Raw genomic sequence first — 19621 nt, forward strand, 5'->3', positions numbered from 1 at the left:
CGTACCCGCATTCGGCGGGGCTTCCTCATTCACCTGCGCCGCCAGCGCGCCGACACCGAAGGCATCATCATGCACACCCTCGACGAGCGCACGATTCGTGCGTCCTTCATCAACGCCTCCCGCAAAGAGGTCTCCTCCCTCACCCTGCCCGCCGGCTTCGCCGAGATCGACTTCTCCGCGCTCGACTACCTCGGCTGGTTCGACCCGAAGCTGCCCAAGCGCGCCTACGTCGTCGCCGAGGTCGACGACCGGGTCGTCGGCGTTCTGCTGCAGCGCGGTGAGTAGCGCATCGCGGCCCGAGCCCAGTGCTCGTGGTGCGACGACGTGACGCTGCGCAACGACGTGCAGTTCTTCTTCGCGCGCAAAGCCGGAACCGCGGGCCGCAACGGCAACACCATCGGCACCCTCATCTGCCAGAACTTCGGGTGCTCGGCCAACGTCCGCCGACTGCCACCTCTCGCATATGAGGGATACGACCGCGAACTCGCGCGCGAGATGCGGATGTTGCGACTGCGCGAGCACGTCGCCGGTTTCATCGCCGGGCTCGGCTGAGCTGCCGGCATCCATCGCACAGCGTCGCCAACGCTCGATTGCCCCTAGGCGAGTACCAACTCGATCTCGGGGTGGTCGGCGAACACTTCGAGAACGATGTCGAAGTACGTGGAGCCGGTGCCGGCCTCGACGGCGTCGAGCAGTGGTTCGAAGCGCTCGGCCGAGAACGTCTCGGGGTGCCGCAACTTCTCGCGGTAGTACTCCGCAGTCGTCTCTCGGCCGAGCGCGCGACGGCTGGCGGCATGATCGCGCCACACGATCCGGACCGCATCGTGGCCGTGCAGTGCGCCGAACCCGCCGTGCAGCAGGTCGTTCAGCGCGTCGAGGCTCGGGCCGAGCTGCCAATCCTCGTCGGCCATGAAGACCCGATCGAGCTCGTTGTACAACGACGCGATGTCGTGCACCGCCGCGCCCTCGATTGTGAAGGTCGTCATGGACTCATCATCGTCCTGGACAGTTCAGCCCTGGCCCGGCGCGCCCCACATCCCGCCACCCGGGGGCGTGGGGCAGACGGCGGACTCGGTGAGTGCCGCGATCTCCGCGCGTACCGCGACGCCGTCCTCGGTTTTCATGATCGTGTAGACGATTCCCTCTTGAGAGTCCGCTGCGGGAATGAAGCCGACGCTCGTTGAATCGATCGCCGGATCATCTGGCACAGACGGCCCCGCGGTCGAGATGAGATCCGCGGTGGGATTCTCCCTCAGCCAGTTGCCGGTGCCGGTGACCGTGGCATCCGGAATGGTCCAGAAGGCCTCGATCTGCTCGATTGGTCCACAGGGCCAGCCGGTGTAGGAGGAGAAGCCGGCGATGGTCTCATCGGACCTCACGGCACCCGACGGGAGGTTGGCGGCATTCAGCCACGCCTCTGCCTGCGCGCGTGCCGCCGCATCGGTGCCGGCGTCGTCGGGTTCGACGGCGGGCTGACTGTTCGCACCGGGCTCACTCGTGACGGAGGCGACCGGGGTCGCGCACCCCGCCAGTGCAAGGGCCAGCAGCGTGACACCGACGACCAGTCCTGAGCGCAGACGCATGCGCTCAACATACCGGGGACGTTCGTGCTCGACGATGACAGGGTAGGAGTGTTCCTCGACCCGGCGGAGTAGCAGAACGGGGCTAGGGAGTTCACGGAGAGAGCATGACGGTCGTGCTGGTGGAGGGCGAGAGCGACGCCGTCGCGGTCACGACGCTGGCCAGGCGGCTCGGGATGCCGGTGCCGCGCGTCCTGCCGGTGGGCGGCTCGAAGGGCGCTCGCCGTGCGGTTGAGCAGCTGGTAGGCGAGCAGCTGGTAGGGCTCGTCGACGCGGCAGAGCGCCGCGACTTCGAGCGCGTGCAAGCGCCGGTACGCGCGACTGCTGGCCGAGGCCGTTCCGCTGGACCGCATACCGCCTGCGCTCGGTGCACTACTGGCATCCCTCACCTGACTCGGGCTGCGCGGGGTTCAGACTGGTGCCATGGCTCACCATGAACACGACGCGCCGACATCCGTGTCAGGCGCCGAGCGGTTGCCGCGCCTCGGAGTGATCGGGCTCGGGCAGATGGGCCTGCCGATCACTGCGCACCTCGTGCGGGCCGGGTTCGCGACCGCGGTCTTCGACGTCGACCCCGAGCGTGTGCGGATGGCGGGGGAGGCCGGTGCGGTCGCGGCGCCGGACGCTCACGCGCTCGCCGCGGACGTCGACATCCTGATCACCGTCCTGCCCGGCGCGCCCGAGTTCGCGAGCGTGATGAGCGGGGCCGACGGGGCGATCGCACGGCTGCGTGCCGGTGCGGGGTGGCTCGACCTGACGAGCAACGATCCGCGGGTGGCCGAGCACGCGGCATCCGAATCCTCGTCTCGTGGCGTGTGGGCGGTCGGCGCTCCGATGGGCGGGGGAGTCGGCAGCGCCGAGACCGGGATGCTGGAGTTCTTCGTCGGTGGGGATGTCGCCGCCCGGGCGCGGTGTGAGCCGGTGCTCCAGGTGCTGGCGCGGCCCGGTGGCATCCGCGATGCGGGTCCTGCGGTCGCGAGCGGGTACACGGCGAAGCTGCTCATCAACCAGCTGTGGTTCACACAGGTCGCCGCTTATGCCGAGGCGGCGCTGCTCTGGCGTGCGCTCGGGAACGACCCCGCGTGGTTCGAAGACCTCGTGACAGGCTCCGCGGCCGACAGCACGTTCGTGCGCGATTATGCCGGGCGGCTTCGGGTGGGGGACTACGCGGCGTCGTTCGGGCTCGACCGCTGCATCGACGAGATCGACATCGTCAGCGACTTGGCCGATGATCGGCAGACACCGTTCGACGTGGGTCGGGTGATCCAGCGGCTGCATCACGACGCGCTTGACCGGTACGGAGCCGTCGACGGCGAGATGCTGGTGGCGAAGATGCTCGAGGAGCGTGCGGGCGGCTGAGTGGCCGGGCGATGACCCTTCAGGCCCCGTACATGCGCGTGGAGAAGTCGAGCGCTGGTGCGGCGGCGATGCCGACGATCGCGAGGACGATTGCTGCCCCCCACAGCGTGCGTACCCGCTTCGCGGCGGCGACCTCACCTCGCAGGATTCCGAATGCCGCTGGGCGAGTGCGCCTGCGGTTGGCCTGGACGCATTGATGACTCCACACAAAGAGAAAGCCCCGACTGTTACCACACAGCCGGGGCGAGACGAATGAGAAGTTCGCCTATCCCGACCAGCGTATCGCGCGCACCTGTGAAGTGGCCCGGCGTTCGCCTATCGGTGATCTCGATGCGGCATCCTGCCGACCGTCGATGGATGGGCGATCGCGCGGCAAATCCGTATTGTCCTCGGCATTTCGACCCGCAGCGCGTGTGCAGCAACGAGTAACGACTCAGTACGTCAGGCGCGTATACCTTGAGCACGGTCCGGGAGACGAACGCCGGACCGCTCTTGCAGTTGAAGTAAGACGGAATCGTCCCGCGCCGTGTCCAACAACGGCTGACGACGGATCGACAACGTTCGTCCCCATGCAGGCGTCTACGCCCCGCGGCCAGACTCACTACCGACGCAGTGCTGTTGTCAGTGCTTCGTCAGCTCCTGGGCCAGCATGACGAGGATGCCGCTGGGGCCGCGTAGGTAGGTGAGCTTGTAGACGTCGCGGTACGTGGCCACGCCGCGCAGGGGATAACAGCCGTGACGCGCAGCTACCTCGAGTGCCGCATCGATGTCGTCAACGGAGAACGCGACGCGGTGCATGCCGATCTCGTTGGGGAGAGTGGGCTCCGTTTCGATCGCGTCGGGGTGCAAGTACTCGAACAGCTCGAGCTGACCGGCGCCATCCGGAGTCGTGAGCACGGCGATCTTCGCGTGATTCCCGTCCAGACCGACAGCCATGTCAGCCCAGTCACCGCTGATCGTGTCGCGGCCGACCACCTCGAGGCCCAGATCGGTGAAGAATGCGATCGTCGCCTCGAGGTCGCGGACCGCGATCCCCACGTTCTCCAGCTTGATCGCCATGTTCCGGACAATACCGAGCGGTGTCGAGACCGACAAGGCGGCTCTGACCGCACGAATACGGATCGTGTGGCGGGCGCAGCGCTCGGGGGAGCGGCCATCCCGCGTCCGCCGGCTCCGGCGTACCGTGGGGCTCGCATCAGTCCGCTCCCGCCGACGGAGCAGACTCCGTCGGCGATCGGGAAGGAGTTCGCAATGGGGGAGTCATCGAGTGGAACGGATGTGATCTCGGCATCCACGTTCCATCAGCCTGAAGGAGTCTCGGACTGGCGGGTCACGGCCGCAGGGCGGGCACCCCTCGCAGGATGTCTCCGGACTGGCAGTCGAGCACACGGCAGATCGCGTCGAGCGTCGAGAACCAGACGGACTTCGCACGGCCGTTCTTCGGCATCCAGCCACCCGCTGCGAGTGCGCAGGCGGGCATTTAGGCTGTAACGATGCCCGAGAACTCCCCGCTGTCAGATGCTGCAGCGCTCGCTCGTCGCGTTGAGATCGTGGCGGTGCCGCACGACGATCCGCGGGCAGCGCTGCTGCGCGACGCGCTCGACGAGGAACTGAACGTGCGCTACCTCAGCGCCGAGCCCGAGTCGCCCGCCGTCTCGGCCGCGCGCGCCGACGCGTTGCGCGTGCACTCCGATCAGCTCGTCGCGACGCTGCTCGCCGTCACCGACGACGGCCACGCCGTCGGCCACGTGATTCTGCGCCGCCTCGGTGCCGAGTGGGAACTCAAACGGCTGATCGTCGCGGTCGAAGCTCGCGGCACCGGCGCTGGGCGCCGGCTCGTGCAGGCCGTGATCGACAGTGCCCGCGCGGACGGCGCCACACGCATCATCCTGCAGACGGGTCCGGCACAACCCGAGTCGGTCGCGCTCTACCGCTCGTTCGGGTTCACGCCGATCGCGGTGTACGAGCCATACGTGGCGACGATGCCGGACTCGCTCTGCTTCGCTCTCGCGCTCTGAGCACGGTTCCTCTGGACGCTGCGGGATCGTTGCCGGGCAATGGTGAAGCTGACATCGGCGCCCGGCGGCCCTCGCTGGTCCGGCGCGGAGTTATGTTGTTCGCATGAGTGGCGCGGTGCAAGTGAGCGTGACTCTGGGAAGCCAGTTCGCTCGGGACCTTCCGGAGTTGGCCGTCGCGTGGCAGGCGCAAGAGTCTCTCGAGCCGCGCCTGATGATTCTGAACGAGCCTTTGGCGGCGGAGCTGGGGTGGAGCCCGGCCTACTTGCGAACCGGCGACGGTGTGCGGCTTCTCATCGGCAACCTGATTCCTGACGGAGCGGCACCGGTGGCGCAGGCATATGCCGGGCATCAGTTCGGCGGCTACTCGCCGCTGCTGGGCGACGGGCGGGCCCTCCTTCTCGGCGAGGTCGTCGACGCGCACGGCCGGCTTCGCGACATCCACCTCAAGGGGTCAGGGCGCACGCCGTTCGCTCGCGCGGGCGACGGACTGGCGGTGCTCGGTCCGATGCTTCGGGAGTATGTCGTGAGCGAGGCGATGGATGCGCTCGGTGTGCCGACGACGCGTTCGCTGGCGGTCACCGCGACCGGCCGTACCGTGCCTCGCGAGACGATGCTGCCGGGCGCAGTGCTCACACGCGTGGCATCCAGTCATCTGCGCGTGGGCAGCTTCCAGTACGCCGCCTCTACCGGCGATGTGGGTCTTCTGCGCCGCCTCACTTCGCACGCCCTCGACCGTCACTACCCTCAGCTGTCCGGCATGGACAACCCTGCGCTGGCGCTCCTCGAAGCGGTGGTCGCCGCTCAGGCGTCGTTGGTTGCCCAATGGATGCTGGTCGGCTTCGTCCACGGGGTGATGAACACCGACAACATGACCATCTCGGGGGAGACGATCGATTACGGGCCGTGTGCGTTCATGGACGCCTTCGACCCCGCCGCCGTCTACAGTTCCATCGACACCGGCGGACGCTATGCATTCGGCAACCAGCCCCCGGTCGCCGAGTGGAACCTGGTGCGCCTTGCGGAAGCTCTCCTCCCCGTGCTGCACGACGAACCCGACGAAGCGGTCACTCTCGCCGGGAAGGCGCTCGGAGCCTTCCGTCCGCAATACAACGCCGCCTGGTCGGCGGGGATGCTCGCCAAGCTGGGCCTCGGCGACACGCTTGCCGAAACGGTGACCGCCCCGCTGATCGCAGACCTGGTCGCCCTGATGGCGCCAAGCCGAGTCGACTACACATCGTTCTTCCGTGCGCTGAGCACGGCGGTCGACGGCGATGGAGAACGTGCGCGTGGTCTGTTCCTCGACCTGGCAGCCTTCGACGCCTGGGCGCAGCGGTGGAGAGCGCTCGACCCTGACCCCCAGGCGATGGATGCCGCGAACCCGGTCTACATCCCCCGCAATCACCTTGTCGAAGAGGCACTGGATGCCGCCACCGCGGGGGACATGGGCCCGTTCGAACGCCTCCTCGACGCCGTCACCGCTCCCTACGACGAACGCCCCGGCCTGGAGCGCTACGCCGCAGCCGCCCCCGATTCCTTCGGCGCGTACCGGACCTACTGCGGAACCTGAGCCCGCGAGGTCGAGGACGGGTTCTGGCACCGGTCGGCGGGCGACACGCACGAGTACGTCGCGACAAGTGAGGGGTGCTCGTTCGCGTGAGCGGCAGGGGGGCTCGGGGTTCGCGACACCCCGAGCCCCCGGATCTCGACGAAATGCCCTGGGACTTCACTCGCCTCGCAACTCGCATCCGCGAGGAGGGTGTGACCGTCTACGGATTCGGAGAGCGCAAAACTCCCGAGTCGTTTCGCAACGCGTGCGACACCTTCACCTACCTCGAGGTGCTTGTCGAGGCAGAGGACGAGCCTGTCACGGCGCCGCTGGCGCGTGCGGCGAGTCCGACGCTTCGTCAGGACACGAAGCTTGTCGCGGGGCTCCGTGCGGCTGTTGCGTCGGCGTCGGGCGAGGACGGCTGGGCGAACCTCGCCGTTGTGGGGTCGCTGATGCGAAAACAGCAACCTGACTTCGACCCTCGTAACTGGGGGTATGCGAAACTTTCCGATCTGGTGCGGACGATCGGGCTGTTCGGCATCGAGCCGCGGCCTTCTGGCGGCCTCCAGATACAGAACAAGGCAAAATAGCGAGACCGCCAGCGCCGCCGTATGCGCGTCGCCAGCGCTCGGCCGGAAGGACTCAGCCCTTGCGCGGCTTGATGAACGATCCGTCGTCAGTGGCACGCTTCTGAGCGCGCTTCTCCTTCAGGGTCATCTGCGGCGCCTTCTTCGCGCTCTTCTTCGCTCCGGTGTCTCTGGCCATGGTGATACTCGCTTCCCTTCGTCAGCTGGCGGGTATCCGAGTGACCATATCCCAACGCCATACGAAAGCAAGTCGACGGCCCCCTGGTCGGTACGATCGCCTGGCTCGTCGGGGGTCACCCGCGCACGTGGAAGTGGGCGGCGGAGGACCCCTCCGCGTAGCGGGCAGCCGACGCGACTTGGCGTCGAGCGCTTCGCCTGCCACGATGAGAATCGTCGCGCAGGAAGAGGTCCGGATGTCGAATAAGCAGGCTGTCTCGGCGGAGGTGTCGGCGGAGGCGCTGGCCGCGGTGAGCACCCCGGCGAAGGTCGAGACGCCACTGGGTGCGTTCGAGTTCTTCGATGGGATGCCGCTGCCCGACACCGTCACCAAGGCGTGGGACTCGCTGGATCTCATCCGTGCGGTCGACGTGTTCCTGAATGCGATGCCGGGTGCATCGATGGTGGCGATGCGCAACGGATTCCGCAGCATCGGCGGTGATGCCAACCACAAGCTCATCTACACCGATCCCAAGGCCGACTCGGCCCAGATCGTGCTGACCGCCAACACGGTCACCGCGTACGGCACCAACTTCATCGATCTCAGCGCCGGTCCGGTCGTGGTCGAGGTGCCGCCGAACTCGCTGTCGTTCGTCGACGACATCTGGCAGCGGTACGTGAGCGACATGGGCAACGCAGGCGAAGACCGCGGTGCCGGCGGCAAATACCTCTTCCTGCCGCCCGGCTACGACGGCGACGTGCCCGACGGGTACTACGTGCGGCAGTCGACGACGTACTCGAACTGGCTCGTCATCCGCGCACTCGGCGGCGTCGACGACCTGCTCACCACGCGCATCTACGCGCTCGCCGATGCCGAGCACCCGCCCGAGATGGAGTTCATCGACATGGCGGGGGCGAGCTTTCTCGGCGTGCATGCGAATGACCGCTCGTTCTACGCCGAGATCGACACGATCGTGCAGGAAGAGCCGATCGGATGCCTCGACCCCGAGCGGGCGGGACAGATCGCCGCGCTGGGGATCGTGAAGGGAACCCCGTTCTCACCCGACGAGCGGATGCAGGGGAATCTGGATGCCGGTGCTCACATCGGCGGCGCGATCGCCCGCAGCCTGACCTACAAGCCGCGCGACCGCAGCGTCTACTACTACCCGGACGGGTCGTGGAAGTCCCCGCTGCTCGGGGGCAGCTACGACTTCCTCCGCGACGGCGTGCGACTGCTCGACTCGCGCGCGCTCATGCAGTACGTCGCCACGGGCATCACGCCCGCAATGGCCATCGCCCGTGTCGGCGTCGGCTCGCAGTACGCGTACACGGCGGAGGACTCGACCGGCGCGTGGCTCGACGGTGGCAACCACTACACGCTGCGGCTGCCGGCGGGCATCCCGGCGAAGACGTTCTGGTCGATCGACATCTACGATCCGCAGACCCGTTCGCTGCTGCAGACCTCGAACCCGTGGCCGTCCATCAACAGCTTCTCGGGCGAGATTCCTGCCGAGCCGGGCGGCGACACCGTCATCCACTTCTCGCCTGAGCGCGGTGAGGGCGAGCAGAACTGGCTGGAGACCGTGCCGGGCAAGGGGTGGTTCGTCATGCTCCGGCTCTACGGGCCTCTCGAGCCCTGGTTCGACCAGACCTGGCGCCCCGGCGAGATCGAGCGGATCGCCTCATGACGACGGGGAGACGGCACATGGCAGAGCCGATCGTGAACGTGGACAACTTCGTGCGGGCTGAGACGGATGCCATGATGTCGGGCCTCCTGAAGCTCACGGGCGAGGTGAATGCGATCTACCATGACCGCACTCTGGGGCCGCTCGACAACCAGACGGTGATACGGCAGAACCGTGACACCCTCTACTCCGTGGCGATCGTCGACATCTCGGACGGCGCTACGTTCGTGGTGCCCGATGCCGGCGACCGCTACGTCTCGGTCATGCTCATCAACCAGGATCATTACATCAACCGGGTGCTCCACGATCCGGGCACCTACGAGCTGACCGTCGATGAACTCGGCTCGGACTACATCGTGCTCGCCGCGCGCACCCTCTTCAACCCGGACGATGCCGACGACATCGCCGAGGCACACAAAGTCCAGGACGGGATGATCCTGACCGCACGCTCCTCGCGGCCGTTCCAGCCGCGGACGTTCGACGGACCGAGCCACAAGACGACCCGCGACGCCCTGCTCACCCTCGCCGCCGGGCTGCCCGGCTATTCGCGCAGCTTCGGCAGCCGCGACGAAGTCGATTCCGTCCATCACCTGCTCGGCACGGCCTCCGGCTGGGGCGGCCTGCCCGACGACGAGGCACAGTACGTCTCGATCTTCCCCAAAGCTGCGCCCGGCCGGTACCGGATCACGTTCCGCGATGTGCCCGCCGACGCGTTCTACTCGGTGAGCGTCTACAACGCCGACGGGTACTTCGAACCCGGGCCGTCCGGGGTGACGAACGTCAACAACGTGTTCGGCGTCCGCAACGACGACGGTTCGATGACCGTCCGGTTCGGCGACTTCGATGACGACGAGCCCAACACCATCGCGACCCCGGAGGGCTGGAATCTGCTCATCCGGCTCTACCGTCCGCGGCTCGAAGAGCTCACGTCCTGGCCTGTCCCCGAAATCGAATCGATCGGAGCCGTCGATGCCTGACACCACGCTGACGGAACTGGCCACCGAGGCGTACCTGTACGGGTTCCCGCTCGTCTTCAACCTCGATCAGGTGCAGCGCTATGTGAACGACGGCGTCGGCGCCAACGCGGCGGCCCCGTTCAACTCCTTCAGTCATGCCCGCACCATGGCCGGGCCGGCCGACACGTTCGTCACCATCAACAACGACACGGTCTACTCGATGGCGCAGCTCGACCTCAGCGTGGGTCCCGTGCTGCTGCGCGTGCCCGACACGGCCGGGCGCTACTACGTGCTGCAGTTCGTCGACGCGTGGACGAACAACTTCGCCTATGTCGGCCACCGCGCCACCGGCACGGCCGCCGGCGACTTCCTGCTCGTCCCGGCCGGGTGGGCAGGCGATGCGCCGGCCGGCGCGACCGTCATCGAGTTCCCCACGCGTGTGGCGTCGATCGTCGGACGCTGGGCCTGCAGCGGCGCCGATGATCTGGCGGCGGTCGCTGCGCTCCAGGATGCGACCACCCTGACGCCGCTCGACCCGCAGGCCCTGCCCGCCGGCATCCCGCAGCCCGACGACTCCGGCTCGGAGGCGCTCGTCTTCTTCGACAAGCTGCGACTGTGGAGCCAGGCGTTCCCCGGCCCCGAGCGCGACCGCGCGCTGCAGGAGAGCCTCACGCCGCTGGGCCTCAACGACCCCGCCCGGTCGGTGGGCTCGGCCGATGCCCCGGTGACCGAAGCTGTGACCGAGGCGCACGCCCGCGGCCAGGCGATCCTGCAGAAGGTTCTCCATTCGGGCGGCACCAGCCCGGTCGTCAACGGCTGGAAACTGACGTTCCACGCGTTCGACTACAACCTCGACTATTTCCAGGTCGGTGCCCTGGACGATCCCGGCTTCCAGATCACCGACCCGAAGATGCGGATCGTCGAGCGGGCCGCTGCCGCCGCCGGCGGCCTCTGGGGCAACCACGCGTACGAGGCGGCGTACATCATGACGTACGTCGACGACCAGGGGGAGCAGCTCACCGGCTCGCGCACCTACACCCTGCACCTGAAGCCCACGCCGCCTGTCGGCGCGTTCTGGTCGCTCACGATGTACGACGTGCCGAACTTCTTCATGGTCGACAACCCCATCGACCGCTACTCGATCGGCGATCGGACGGCCGGCATCGTGCACGAGGACGACGGATCGCTCGTGATCACGATCAGCCACACCGAGCCGGCGGATGCCACGGCACGCGCGAACTGGCTCCCGGCACCGGCCGGCGACTTCCGCCCGGTCCTGCGCATGTACGAACCCGGCCCCGAAGTGCTCGACGGAACGTACGAGACGCCGGCCATCACGCGCGTGGCGCGGCAGCGGATCGAGCACTAAAGCGGGAACAGCACGGGCACGAGCAGCACGCTCACGATCAGCACGACGACGGTGAACGGCACACCCACTTTGACGAAGTCGCCGAAGCTGTACCGGCCGGGCTCGACCACCAGCGTGTTCACCGGTGAGGAGACCGGTGTCATGAAGGCCGCCGAGGCGGCGAGGATCACCATCATCACGAACGGATACGGCGACATCTCGAGCTGCGCCGCCGTGCTGATCGCGATCGGCGCCATGAGCACCGCTGTCGCGGTGTTCGAGACGAACAGCCCGATGACGGCGGTGATCACGAAGATGCCGGCCAGCATCACGGACGGTCCGGCGCCGCCGAGCACGGCGAACAGCCCATCGACGACCAGGTCGATGCCGCCGGTCTGCTGGAGCGCCGTCGCAAACGGCAGCATGCCCACGATCAGCAGGATCGTCGGCCAGTGGATGGCCCGATAGGCGCTGGCCATGTCGACGCACCGGAAGATGCCCAGCAGCAGGCAGGCGATGAGCGCCGCGATCACGTTCGGCACGATGCCGGTGACCATGAGCACCACCATGACCGCGACGCTCGCGAGCGCGAACGGCGCCTGGTTGGCGGCCGGGGCGACCTCGCTGACCTCGGCCGGCAGGTCGAGCACGATGAACCCGTGGTCGCGGGTACTGAGCTTCTCGAACGCGTCCCACGCCCCCGACGCCAGCAGCGTGTCGCCGATCGCGAGCGGCGCGGTCACGTACTCGCCGGTGACGTTGTGCCCGGAGTGCCGCACGCCGAGGACGACGAGGTCATACGTCGCATGGAACCGCATCTCGCGCAGCGTCTTGCCTGCGGCGATCGAATCGGGCCCGATCAGGATTTCCGCCAGCCCCAGCTGCCGGGAGTACGAGTCAAAGAACTCCTCGGTCGGCTCCAGCCGGGTGAGGTCGAACTTCTCGAGCTGGGCGTCGGGGATCGCGGCGTCGATGTACAGCACGTCGCCGCGCTTGACCTGTGTGGCGTCGGCGGATGTGCGGACGGTCGGCCGGAAGAGCCGGTTGCGCGCGATCATCAGCACCCGGGCACGCCAGCTGCCCATGTCGATGTCGGCGGTCGTCTCGCCGGACAGCGGCGAACGCGACCCCACCCGATAGCGGTGGGTGCGCACGTCGACGTCGTAGTCGACCAGCAGCGAGTCGAACGTGCGCCGTGGGGGCCGCTTGGTACCACCGTCGCCGAGCAGTCGCCGGGCGAACAGCATGTAGCCGATGCCGAGTGCGAGGATCACGAGACCGATCGGGGTGAAGCTGAAGAACCCGAGCCCATCGAACCCGCTGCGCGTCAGCTCGGCATCCGCTATCAGGTTCGGGGTCGTCGCGATGAGGGTGAGCATGCCGCTGATGAGCCCCGCGAGGCTGATCGGCATCATCAGCTGTCGTGGCGAGATGCCGGTGCGCGTGGCGATGCTCAGCGCCACCGGGATGAAGATCGCCACCACCCCGGTCGAGCTCATGATCGCGCCCAGCAGCGCGACCGACAGCATGAGCAGCACAATGAGCCGCGCCTGGTTCGTGCCGGCGGTGCGGGCCAGCCAGTCGCCCATGCGATAGGTGACCCCGGTGCGCGAGAGCCCCTCACCCACGACGAACAGCGCGGCGATGAGCACCACGTTCGGGTCGGCGAACCCCGCGAACGTCTCGCTGAGGCTCAGGATGCCGGTGAGCGGCAGCGCCACGATCATCACGACAGCCACCACGTCCATGCGGGGCTTGCCGATCGCGAACATGACGATCGCGGCGACCAGCAGCACGAGTACGATCGCCAGATCCAGTGTCATCCGATCGCCCCTCACCCGTCCGATCCGAGCGTAGCGACCCCGGTTCGGTCGTGCACGCGGGGAGCCCAGCGCGAGCGCGACCCGCATGGTAGCCTGCTCCGCAAGAGCGGGTGGCACGCGGCAACGACGCCGCATCTGGCGACAGACTGGGGCAGCTGTGACCATGCAAGACGACGCGTACATCGATGAAGAGCCGTCCGATCTGGACTTGGTCACGCGATGGGCGCGGACGCCGTCAGCCGTAACGGCGGACGAAGGATCGCTTCCCACGGCGCTCGCGGTCGCCGTACAGGAGCTTCGGGCCCAGACCCCCGGAGCCACGTTCCGGCTGGTTGCCTTCCACACCCTCGTCGACGGTGCTGAGACGGCTCGGCAGGGCTCGGTCGCGTCGAGCACGCTGGACGCGCTCGAGGTGCTGTCGATCGTCACCAGCCGGATCAGCTCCACGGGTGTGCACGTCGTCGCGCACACTGCCGTACTGCACCGGGCAGCCTGACATGGCCGATGTCGCCATCGACTGGGTCCTCGACGGTGCGCCCATGCAGACTGTCGTCCACCTGGACGTTCCCGAAGGGGCCGGGCGCGACACTCCGCTGATCGTGCTTCTGCACGGCACCGACGGCGACGTCAATCACATGTCGGATCCCGGCGTGAGCCCCGGATTCAACTTCGAGCACGTGCGCGAGGGGACCGTTCGCAACCGGGGCTGGCGGGCGTATCCCAACGTGGGGTACTGGTCCATCGGGCTCGACCCCGAGGTGCCGGTCGAGGGCTGGGCGTCGTTCCTCACCTCTCGCGGCTTCCCTGTCCTCAACTACAGCCAGATCGATCCGAGAGGCCGACTCACCAGGGCCGCGCCCGAGCTCATCGCCGTGCTCGATGCGCTCGACGCGGCGCGTACCGGATCACCGCCGCCGAGCGGTCTGGAGGCGGTTCAGGAGCGCCCCGTCGTGCTCATCGGTCACAGTCGCGGCGGAATCCTGGCGCGGCTCGCCCTCGTTCAGCTCGCCGCTCGCGGCGCACCCCTCCTGGAGCGGATCACGAGCTGTGTGACCCTGCATGCGCCGAACCAGGGATCGACGCTGGCCAACGTCGCCCAATCCGTCGCGAGACTCGCGGACGGGTGGCGCCGGCTCATCGATGACCATGTCCCCGGGGACCAGCGGCCGTGGGCCGCCGAGGCGATCGACGACCTGCTGGAGATGATCCAGACGCAGGCCGGAGTTCCCGCCTTCGCCGACTTCACGATCGGGTCTGGGACCCTTGCCGCCATCGCATCGCGCGAGCCGGTGCAAGGGGTCGAGTACTACACGTTCGGCGGCACCAGCCCGATCGTCGTGAGACTGCGCGGGTGGGCCTTCACTCCGACGTCGGTCATCCCGCAGTTCCACGATCCGCCGTTCTTCTGGAGCACGTTCTATCAGACGCTTCTCGCGCTGCCGCCACGGGACATCCCCATCCCCGAGCTGGCATGGGGCGTGGGCGACATCCTCACGGCGGCCTCTCGCACGAGACTGCCGTTCTCGGTGCACACCGACAACCCCATCAATCACGCGCAGGCGCTGTGGGACCAGCGGCTGAAGATCCAGGTGCACGCGATCCTGCTTCGCGCACCGCTGCCCCAGCCCCTCGTCGTCACCTGCGTCACCCCGGACGGAACCGACAGCGGGCGCGCCATCGACGCGTTCGGCGGGCCGAGCCCCGACGGGCGGATGTGGCACCTGTCGCTGCAGGACGCACTGGTCCTCGCCGAGGTGGACGACGGGTTGTGGGTCCGCCATCCCGAGCGCGGCCTGTCGAAGCTCGAGCTGGTGCGGATGAAGAGCGGCACGACCTACCTCCGGGCACGGCGGGGCAGTCCGCGCCTGTCCGACATGCCCCGCTGCGAGCTCGCGCGCTGATCCTCGGCCGAGCAACCGAACGCCGGGATGCCAGGATGGGACCTGATGGACGATTCCGACGTTCAGGAGCTGGGGCTCCTGCGTGCACGCGCCTTCGGGCGGCACCCCGACATCGACGCGGCCGGTCTGGAAAGGCTGCGCGAACTAGAAGCACGCGTGGGGGGAGGGGCCGCCGGTGACGTGCCACCGCGCCCGCCCGCCCGCCTCGCAGCGGATGTGGTCGCCGCCACTCCCGCGGACCTGAGGACACCCATGCGGCCTGCGCCGCCGCTGCCGACGACGCCATCGGGGGCCGATCCGGGCGCCTCCGGCGTCACCGCCGAACCCGCCGGCCGCGCGGCGCGGATGCTGTCGCTGCTGAGCTCGCGCCGCACACTCGTGCTCCTCGCCGCGGTGGCGGTCGTGGTCGCGCTCGTGGCCATGGTCGTCTCCATCACCACCGCGGTGAACCGGCCCGGCCAGGTCGCGACGCTGAACCTGGACCCGGCCGGCGAGTGGCCGATGCAGTTCGGCGAGGCGCAGGCCGACTCCCTGCTGTTCGAGGAGTTCTACGGACTCACGGTCGTGCTCGTTCCGCAGTCGTGGGGCGTCGGCACGGCGTCGCCCTGCTTGTTCATCGCGCGGACCGACCCGCAGGGCATGATGCTCTCGGCCGGCTGCGGCGCCGAGCAGTTCCCGCCCACGGCTGCCATCGAGGTCGTCGACGGGATGCCGCAGGAGCTGCGCGACCGGTACCCGGTCGGCTCCGAGCTGCAGTTCGTGCTGGGCGACGACACGGTGCTCGTCTACGCGACCGCCGGCTGAGGGCCCCGGCATCCATCACCACCCTCCCTGTCAAGGGGTGGGCAACGCCCGGCCACGTGGGTAGCGTGAGCGCCATGGCCAACGTCGCTGAGTACTTCGTGGACACGCTGTCCGCCGCCGGCATCGACCGCATCTGGGGCCTGGCCGGCGATTCGCTCAACGCGTTCACCGACGCGCTGCGGCGCGACGGGCGCATCGAATGGCTGCACATGCGGCACGAAGAGGCGGCGGCGTTCGCGGCCGGTGCCGACGCCGAGCTCACCGGAGACCTGGCGGTGGTCGCCGGCTCGTGCGGCCCCGGCAACCTGCACTTCATCAACGGGCTGTTCGACGCGCACCGCAACCGCGTGCCGGTGCTCGCGATCGCCTCGCACATCCCGTCGTCCGAGATCGGCGGCGGGTATTTCCAGGAGACCCACCCGCAGGAGCTGTTCCGCGAGTGCAGCGTCTACTGCGAGATGGTCGGCGACCCGTCGCAGCTGCCCTGGGTGCTCGAGATCGCGATGCGCTCCGCGGTCGAGAAGCGCGGCGTCGCGGTCGTCGTCGTGCCGGGCGATGTCTTCTTCCAGGACGGCCCCGAGCGCCGGGCGTCCGCGCCGATCCGCCGCGCGCTCAGTCGCGTCGTGCCGATCGAGACCGAGCTGCGCGCCGCGGCCGACCTGCTCAACGAGGCGAAGAGGGTGACGATCCTCGCCGGTGCCGGCGTCGAAGGGGCCCACGACCAGGTGATCGCTCTCGCCGAAGCGCTGCAGGCGCCGATCGTGCACGCCCTGCGCGGCAAGGAGCACATCGAATGGGACAACCCGTACGACGTCGGCATGACCGGTCTGCTCGGCTTCGCCTCCGGGTACCGGGCGATGGACCGGTGCGACGCGCTGCTCATGCTCGGCACCGACTTCCCCTACCGGCAGTTCTACCCGACGAAGGCGAGGATCGTGCAGGTCGACATCCGCGGCGAGCAGCTCGGCCGTCGCACGCCCATCGACATCGGCCTCGTCGGCGGCGTGCGCGAGACCGCGACCGCGCTGCAGCCGCTGATCGACGCCGACCGCAACAGCAAGCACCTGACCGACAGCGTCGACGACTACCGCAAGACGCGGAAGCAGCTCGACGAGCTCGCCGTCGACGACGGCAAGACCCCGCTGCACCCGCAGTATGTCGCACGCCTCATCGACGAACTCGCCGCACCCGGCGCGGTGTTCACCGCCGACGTCGGCAGCCCGGTGATCTGGGCGGCGCGCTACCTCACCATGAACGGCCACCGGCGGCTGCTCGGCTCGTTCATCCACGGGTCGATGGCGAACGCGATGCCGCAGGCGCTCGGCGCGCAGGCGGCCGACCGCTCTCGCCAGGTGATCGCGCTCGCCGGCGACGGGGGACTGTCGATGCTCCTCGGCGACCTGCTGTCGATCCGGCAGAACAACCTGCCGGTGAAGATCATCGTGTTCAACAACTCGTCACTGAACTTCGTCGAACTCGAGATGAAGGCCGTCGGCATCCTCACCTTCGGCACCGAGCTCGACAACCCCAGCTTCGCCGACATCGCCGAGGCGGTGGGCATCACCGGCATCCGGGTCGAGAAGGGCGCCGACCTGCACGATGCGCTCGCGACCGCCTTCGCGATCGACGGACCGGCGTTGGTCGACGTCGTCACCGCGCGCGACGAGCTGTCCATCCCGCCGGCGGTCACGCTCGCGCAGGCGAAGGGCTTCACGCTGTGGGCGCTGCGCACGGTGATGTCGGGGCGCGGCGACGAGCTGCTCGACCTCGCCGACACGAACGTGTGGCGGCGGCTGTTCGGTTAGCCGTCAGTGGGCGGCGTCGTACGCCTCGAGCACGCTCGCGGGCACGCGGCCCCGCTCCGAGACGGTGTAGCCGTTCTCCGCCGCCCACTTCCGGATCGGACCGTAGTCGCGCTGCCCGCTGCGCTTCTGCACGCGCCGGCCACTCGACGCCTGGGCCGCGCGCGCCGACACCGAACGCCCGGCGGCGGTGAAGGGAGCGAGCGCCGCGCGCAGGGCGGAGGCGTTCTCGTCGGTGAGGTCGATCTCGTAGGCGGTGCCGTCGAGCGAGAACAACACCGTCTCGCCCTCACCCACCTCGAGCACGGTGCCATCCAGGTCGTCTACGAGCTGGTGAACGATTCGTCGGGCCATAGACCGAGGATAGTCAGCGCGGATGCCGCGGCGACAGTGCCGCGCGCCGATCAGGGCAGCAGGCCCGCCCGGCGGGCTTTCGCGACGGCGGCGTGCCGTGTGGACGCGTCGAGCTTCGACATCGCCGACTGCAGGTACGACTTCACGGTGCCCTCGCGCAGGGTGAGGGATGCCGCGATCTCGGCGTTGGTCGCACCGAGAGCCGCGCACGCGATGACGTCGAGCTCGCGCGGCGAGAGCGATACTTCCACCGCCGGCGGGTCGGGCTCGTCGCGCGAGATGGCGGCGAGCCGTTGCTGGACGGCGGCGATGCGCTGCCGGAGGCCGTCGTCGGTGAGGGATGCCGCGATGCTGCGCAGCTCGGCGAAGCTCTCGCGCAGATCCTCTTGCGCCGCGGCGGGGAGCGTGGGGATCGGCTCGGCGGGCGTCAGCGTCGCGATCCGGCGCTGCACCTCTTCGCGCACCCGGAGCTCGGTGGAGATGGTGTCGGCCGCACGGAACGCGGGCCGTGCGACGAGGTCGCCGACCGGCGCCGGCGCCCACGACCCGCAGTAGACGACGCCCCGCGGGCGGCCGCTGACGACCACCGGCACGGCCAGCAGTGTGGCGATGCCCTCGCCGAGGATCGCGCGGTCGTAGTCGTGGGTGATGGAGCGGGCGGTGCGGTACTCCAGGGCCAGCCGCGGGCGCTTCTCGAGCAGCGCCGCGCCGCCGAGTCCGCGCCCCTGCTGGACGACCAGACCGTCGAGGCTGTGCGTGCGGGCCCCGGCGATCGAGGTCACATGGATCGCGCCGCCGTGCTCGAGGCCGGCGAACACGACGGGGAACCGGGTGTCGCGGGCGAGATCGCTCACGGCTCGGGAGACGAGCTGGGTGTCACTGTCGATGTCGACGGGTGATCCCACTGACGACCTACTTCCGGGGGTGACGGCCGCGTCGCCGCCTTTCGTAGCGTCGACGATACCCCATGAGGCAAGTGCACTCTCACGCAGAACGCGGCCCCGGGGCGAGTGGGGACCCCCGGGGCCGCGTCGTGTGCGCGGGGCGGCCTACACGCCCGGCACGCTCTGGGCCGGCGCGTTCAGGACGGCGACCCGGTCTTCGAGGTCGAGCAGGAACCGCTTGCGCTCGGGATGCCCGCCGTACTCGCCGATCGACCCGTCGCTGCGCACCACCCGGTGCGCCGGCACCACGATCGACATCGGCGTGCGCGCGCATGCGGTGCCTACGGCCCGGTTCGCGCCGGGCGAGCCGGCCATGATCGCGATCTCGGCGTACGACGCGGTCTCGCCGTAGGGGATCTCGCAGACCGCCTCGAGCGCCGTGCGCACGAAGCCGCTCGCCAGCTGCCAGTCGAGCGCGAGCTCGAAGTCGCGGCGGGTGCCGGCGAAGTACTCGTCGAGCTGGGTGGCGACCGGTGCCGTGGCGTCGACGTCTTCACGGGGGACGGCGCCGAGCCGGACGCCGAGCTGGGCCAGCGCGCCGTCGTGGGCGCCGTCCTTGATGTGAAGGGCGGCGAGGCCCTCATCGGTGACGACGATGAGAGCCTCGCCTATCGGTGTCGGGTGCACCGAGAACGCTGTGGTGGTCATGGGTCCATCCTGACGGCCGGGCACGACGCGACTATGCCCCGCGCGCCGATCTGTGGACGGAGCCGGCACATCGGCATCCTGTGGAGGAAGCTCTGAAGACACCGGCACGT

General features: G+C 68.8%; 20 protein-coding genes and 1 pseudogene. 12 read left to right on the forward strand and 9 right to left on the reverse strand.

Annotated elements, in window-relative coordinates; genetic code table 11:
* Positions 1–69: 69 nt before the first annotated feature.
* Positions 70–552 (forward strand): annotated as a pseudogene (locus BKA10_RS01660) (FBP domain-containing protein).
* Positions 553–596: 44 nt separating this feature from the next.
* On the opposite strand, the gene BKA10_RS01665 reads toward BKA10_RS01660, so the two are convergent.
* Positions 597–986, reverse strand: a complete 390-nt coding sequence (locus tag BKA10_RS01665) for a barstar family protein (protein WP_183498309.1) — start codon at positions 984–986, stop codon at positions 597–599.
* A gap of 24 nt (positions 987–1010) precedes the next feature.
* On the reverse strand, positions 1011–1583 hold the full coding sequence (locus tag BKA10_RS01670; protein WP_183498310.1) for a hypothetical protein: 573 nt from the start codon (positions 1581–1583) through the stop codon (positions 1011–1013).
* Positions 1584–2003: 420 nt separating this feature from the next.
* Between BKA10_RS01670 and BKA10_RS01675 the strand changes: the two genes are divergently transcribed.
* Positions 2004–2939: an NAD(P)-dependent oxidoreductase gene (locus BKA10_RS01675; protein ID WP_183498311.1), complete on the forward strand. Its 936-nt coding sequence runs from the start codon at positions 2004–2006 to the stop codon at positions 2937–2939.
* Between the two features lie 621 nt (positions 2940–3560).
* Here BKA10_RS01675 and BKA10_RS01680 read toward each other — a convergent pair.
* Together BKA10_RS01680 and BKA10_RS01685 are read right to left on the reverse strand one after the other, a co-directional pair.
* Entirely contained in the window at positions 3561–3998 is a 438-nt protein-coding gene (locus tag BKA10_RS01680; RefSeq protein ID WP_183498312.1) for a VOC family protein, read from the reverse strand.
* 271 nt (positions 3999–4269) lie between these two features.
* The gene (locus BKA10_RS01685) at positions 4270–4386 is read right to left on the reverse strand and encodes a helix-turn-helix domain-containing protein (RefSeq protein WP_372491421.1); all 117 of its coding nucleotides are present in this window, start codon (positions 4384–4386) and stop codon (positions 4270–4272) included.
* Positions 4387–4432: 46 nt separating this feature from the next.
* Here BKA10_RS01685 and BKA10_RS01690 point away from each other — a divergent pair, with 46 nt between their 5' ends.
* The 3 genes from BKA10_RS01690 to BKA10_RS01700 all read left to right on the forward strand — a co-directional run bounded on the left by BKA10_RS01690 (position 4433) and on the right by BKA10_RS01700 (position 7093).
* Complete coding sequence (locus BKA10_RS01690; RefSeq protein ID WP_183498314.1) at positions 4433–4957, forward strand: GNAT family N-acetyltransferase; 525 nt, start codon at positions 4433–4435, stop codon at positions 4955–4957.
* Positions 4958–5060: 103 nt separating this feature from the next.
* A complete protein-coding gene (locus tag BKA10_RS01695) occupies positions 5061–6524 on the forward strand; it encodes a protein adenylyltransferase SelO (RefSeq protein WP_183498315.1) in 1464 nt (487 codons plus the stop codon).
* Positions 6525–6667: 143 nt separating this feature from the next.
* Positions 6668–7093 (forward strand): OST-HTH/LOTUS domain-containing protein, encoded by a 426-nt coding sequence (locus BKA10_RS01700; RefSeq protein ID WP_183498316.1) that lies wholly within the window; start codon positions 6668–6670, stop codon positions 7091–7093.
* Positions 7094–7145: 52 nt separating this feature from the next.
* On the opposite strand, the gene BKA10_RS16550 is transcribed toward BKA10_RS01700, so the two are convergent.
* On the reverse strand, positions 7146–7268 hold the full coding sequence (locus tag BKA10_RS16550) for a hypothetical protein (RefSeq protein WP_277816561.1): 123 nt from the start codon (positions 7266–7268) through the stop codon (positions 7146–7148).
* Positions 7269–7503: 235 nt separating this feature from the next.
* Between BKA10_RS16550 and BKA10_RS01705 the strand changes: the two genes are divergently transcribed.
* From BKA10_RS01705 to BKA10_RS01715, 3 genes are read left to right on the forward strand one after another with little or no spacing between them, the layout of a single operon-like run.
* Positions 7504–8934, forward strand: a complete 1431-nt coding sequence (locus BKA10_RS01705; RefSeq protein ID WP_183498317.1) for a DUF1254 domain-containing protein — start codon at positions 7504–7506, stop codon at positions 8932–8934.
* Between the two features lie 17 nt (positions 8935–8951).
* A complete protein-coding gene (locus BKA10_RS01710; protein ID WP_183498318.1) occupies positions 8952–9908 on the forward strand; it encodes a DUF1254 domain-containing protein in 957 nt (318 codons plus the stop codon).
* Positions 9901–11256, forward strand: a complete 1356-nt coding sequence (locus BKA10_RS01715) for a DUF1254 domain-containing protein (protein ID WP_183498319.1) — start codon at positions 9901–9903, stop codon at positions 11254–11256. The genes BKA10_RS01710 and BKA10_RS01715 overlap by 8 nt, the downstream gene beginning before the upstream one ends.
* On the opposite strand, the gene BKA10_RS01720 is transcribed toward BKA10_RS01715, so the two are convergent.
* Positions 11253–13058: an SLC13 family permease gene (locus BKA10_RS01720; RefSeq protein WP_183498320.1), complete on the reverse strand. Its 1806-nt coding sequence runs from the start codon at positions 13056–13058 to the stop codon at positions 11253–11255. The genes BKA10_RS01715 and BKA10_RS01720 overlap by 4 nt on opposite strands.
* Before the next feature lie 157 nt (positions 13059–13215).
* On the opposite strand from BKA10_RS01720, the gene BKA10_RS01725 reads away from it, so the two are divergent.
* The 4 genes from BKA10_RS01725 to poxB all read left to right on the forward strand — a co-directional run bounded on the left by BKA10_RS01725 (position 13216) and on the right by poxB (position 17568).
* On the forward strand, positions 13216–13554 hold the full coding sequence (locus BKA10_RS01725) for a hypothetical protein (RefSeq protein WP_183498321.1): 339 nt from the start codon (positions 13216–13218) through the stop codon (positions 13552–13554).
* A 1-nt stretch (position 13555) separates the two neighbouring features.
* Positions 13556–14959, forward strand: coding sequence for a lipase family protein (locus tag BKA10_RS01730; RefSeq protein WP_183498322.1), 1404 nt, complete (start codon positions 13556–13558; stop codon positions 14957–14959).
* 45 nt (positions 14960–15004) lie between these two features.
* On the forward strand, positions 15005–15763 hold the full coding sequence (locus tag BKA10_RS01735; RefSeq protein ID WP_183498323.1) for a hypothetical protein: 759 nt from the start codon (positions 15005–15007) through the stop codon (positions 15761–15763).
* A gap of 74 nt (positions 15764–15837) precedes the next feature.
* Positions 15838–17568, forward strand: coding sequence for a ubiquinone-dependent pyruvate dehydrogenase (gene poxB / locus BKA10_RS01740; RefSeq protein WP_183498324.1), 1731 nt, complete (start codon positions 15838–15840; stop codon positions 17566–17568).
* A gap of 3 nt (positions 17569–17571) precedes the next feature.
* Here the strand turns inward: poxB and BKA10_RS01745 are convergent, their stop codons facing one another.
* The 3 genes from BKA10_RS01745 to BKA10_RS01755 form a co-directional block, all read right to left on the reverse strand.
* Positions 17572–17919 (reverse strand): histone-like nucleoid-structuring protein Lsr2, encoded by a 348-nt coding sequence (locus BKA10_RS01745; protein ID WP_183498325.1) that lies wholly within the window; start codon positions 17917–17919, stop codon positions 17572–17574.
* Between the two features lie 50 nt (positions 17920–17969).
* Entirely contained in the window at positions 17970–18824 is an 855-nt protein-coding gene (locus BKA10_RS01750) for a LuxR C-terminal-related transcriptional regulator (RefSeq protein ID WP_183498326.1), read from the reverse strand.
* A gap of 144 nt (positions 18825–18968) precedes the next feature.
* Positions 18969–19511: a methylated-DNA--[protein]-cysteine S-methyltransferase gene (locus tag BKA10_RS01755; RefSeq protein ID WP_183498327.1), complete on the reverse strand. Its 543-nt coding sequence runs from the start codon at positions 19509–19511 to the stop codon at positions 18969–18971.
* Positions 19512–19621 lie beyond the last annotated feature (110 nt).

Source organism: Microbacterium invictum (genome assembly GCF_014197265.1).
GTDB lineage: Bacteria > Actinomycetota > Actinomycetes > Actinomycetales > Microbacteriaceae > Microbacterium > Microbacterium invictum.

Excerpts from the sequence above, each read along its gene's own strand:
- BKA10_RS01665 (WP_183498309.1), bottom strand. The coding sequence starts at position 986 with ATGACGACCTTCACAATCGAGGGCGCGGCGGTGCACGACATCGCGTCG.
- BKA10_RS01670 (WP_183498310.1), bottom strand. The coding sequence starts at position 1,583 with ATGCGTCTGCGCTCAGGACTGGTCGTCGGTGTCACGCTGCTGGCCCTT.
- BKA10_RS01675 (WP_183498311.1), top strand. The coding sequence starts at position 2,004 with ATGGCTCACCATGAACACGACGCGCCGACATCCGTGTCAGGCGCCGAG.
- BKA10_RS01680 (WP_183498312.1), bottom strand. The coding sequence starts at position 3,998 with ATGGCGATCAAGCTGGAGAACGTGGGGATCGCGGTCCGCGACCTCGAG.
- BKA10_RS01685 (WP_372491421.1), bottom strand. The coding sequence starts at position 4,386 with ATGCCGAAGAACGGCCGTGCGAAGTCCGTCTGGTTCTCGACGCTCGAC.
- BKA10_RS01690 (WP_183498314.1), top strand. The coding sequence starts at position 4,433 with ATGCCCGAGAACTCCCCGCTGTCAGATGCTGCAGCGCTCGCTCGTCGC.
- BKA10_RS01695 (WP_183498315.1), top strand. The coding sequence starts at position 5,061 with ATGAGTGGCGCGGTGCAAGTGAGCGTGACTCTGGGAAGCCAGTTCGCT.
- BKA10_RS01700 (WP_183498316.1), top strand. The coding sequence starts at position 6,668 with ATGCCCTGGGACTTCACTCGCCTCGCAACTCGCATCCGCGAGGAGGGT.
- BKA10_RS16550 (WP_277816561.1), bottom strand. The coding sequence starts at position 7,268 with ATGGCCAGAGACACCGGAGCGAAGAAGAGCGCGAAGAAGGCGCCGCAG.
- BKA10_RS01705 (WP_183498317.1), top strand. The coding sequence starts at position 7,504 with ATGTCGAATAAGCAGGCTGTCTCGGCGGAGGTGTCGGCGGAGGCGCTG.
- BKA10_RS01710 (WP_183498318.1), top strand. The coding sequence starts at position 8,952 with ATGGCAGAGCCGATCGTGAACGTGGACAACTTCGTGCGGGCTGAGACG.
- BKA10_RS01715 (WP_183498319.1), top strand. The coding sequence starts at position 9,901 with ATGCCTGACACCACGCTGACGGAACTGGCCACCGAGGCGTACCTGTAC.
- BKA10_RS01720 (WP_183498320.1), bottom strand. The coding sequence starts at position 13,058 with ATGACACTGGATCTGGCGATCGTACTCGTGCTGCTGGTCGCCGCGATC.
- BKA10_RS01730 (WP_183498322.1), top strand. The coding sequence starts at position 13,556 with ATGGCCGATGTCGCCATCGACTGGGTCCTCGACGGTGCGCCCATGCAG.
- BKA10_RS01735 (WP_183498323.1), top strand. The coding sequence starts at position 15,005 with ATGGACGATTCCGACGTTCAGGAGCTGGGGCTCCTGCGTGCACGCGCC.
- poxB (WP_183498324.1), top strand. The coding sequence starts at position 15,838 with ATGGCCAACGTCGCTGAGTACTTCGTGGACACGCTGTCCGCCGCCGGC.
- BKA10_RS01745 (WP_183498325.1), bottom strand. The coding sequence starts at position 17,919 with ATGGCCCGACGAATCGTTCACCAGCTCGTAGACGACCTGGATGGCACC.
- BKA10_RS01755 (WP_183498327.1), bottom strand. The coding sequence starts at position 19,511 with ATGACCACCACAGCGTTCTCGGTGCACCCGACACCGATAGGCGAGGCT.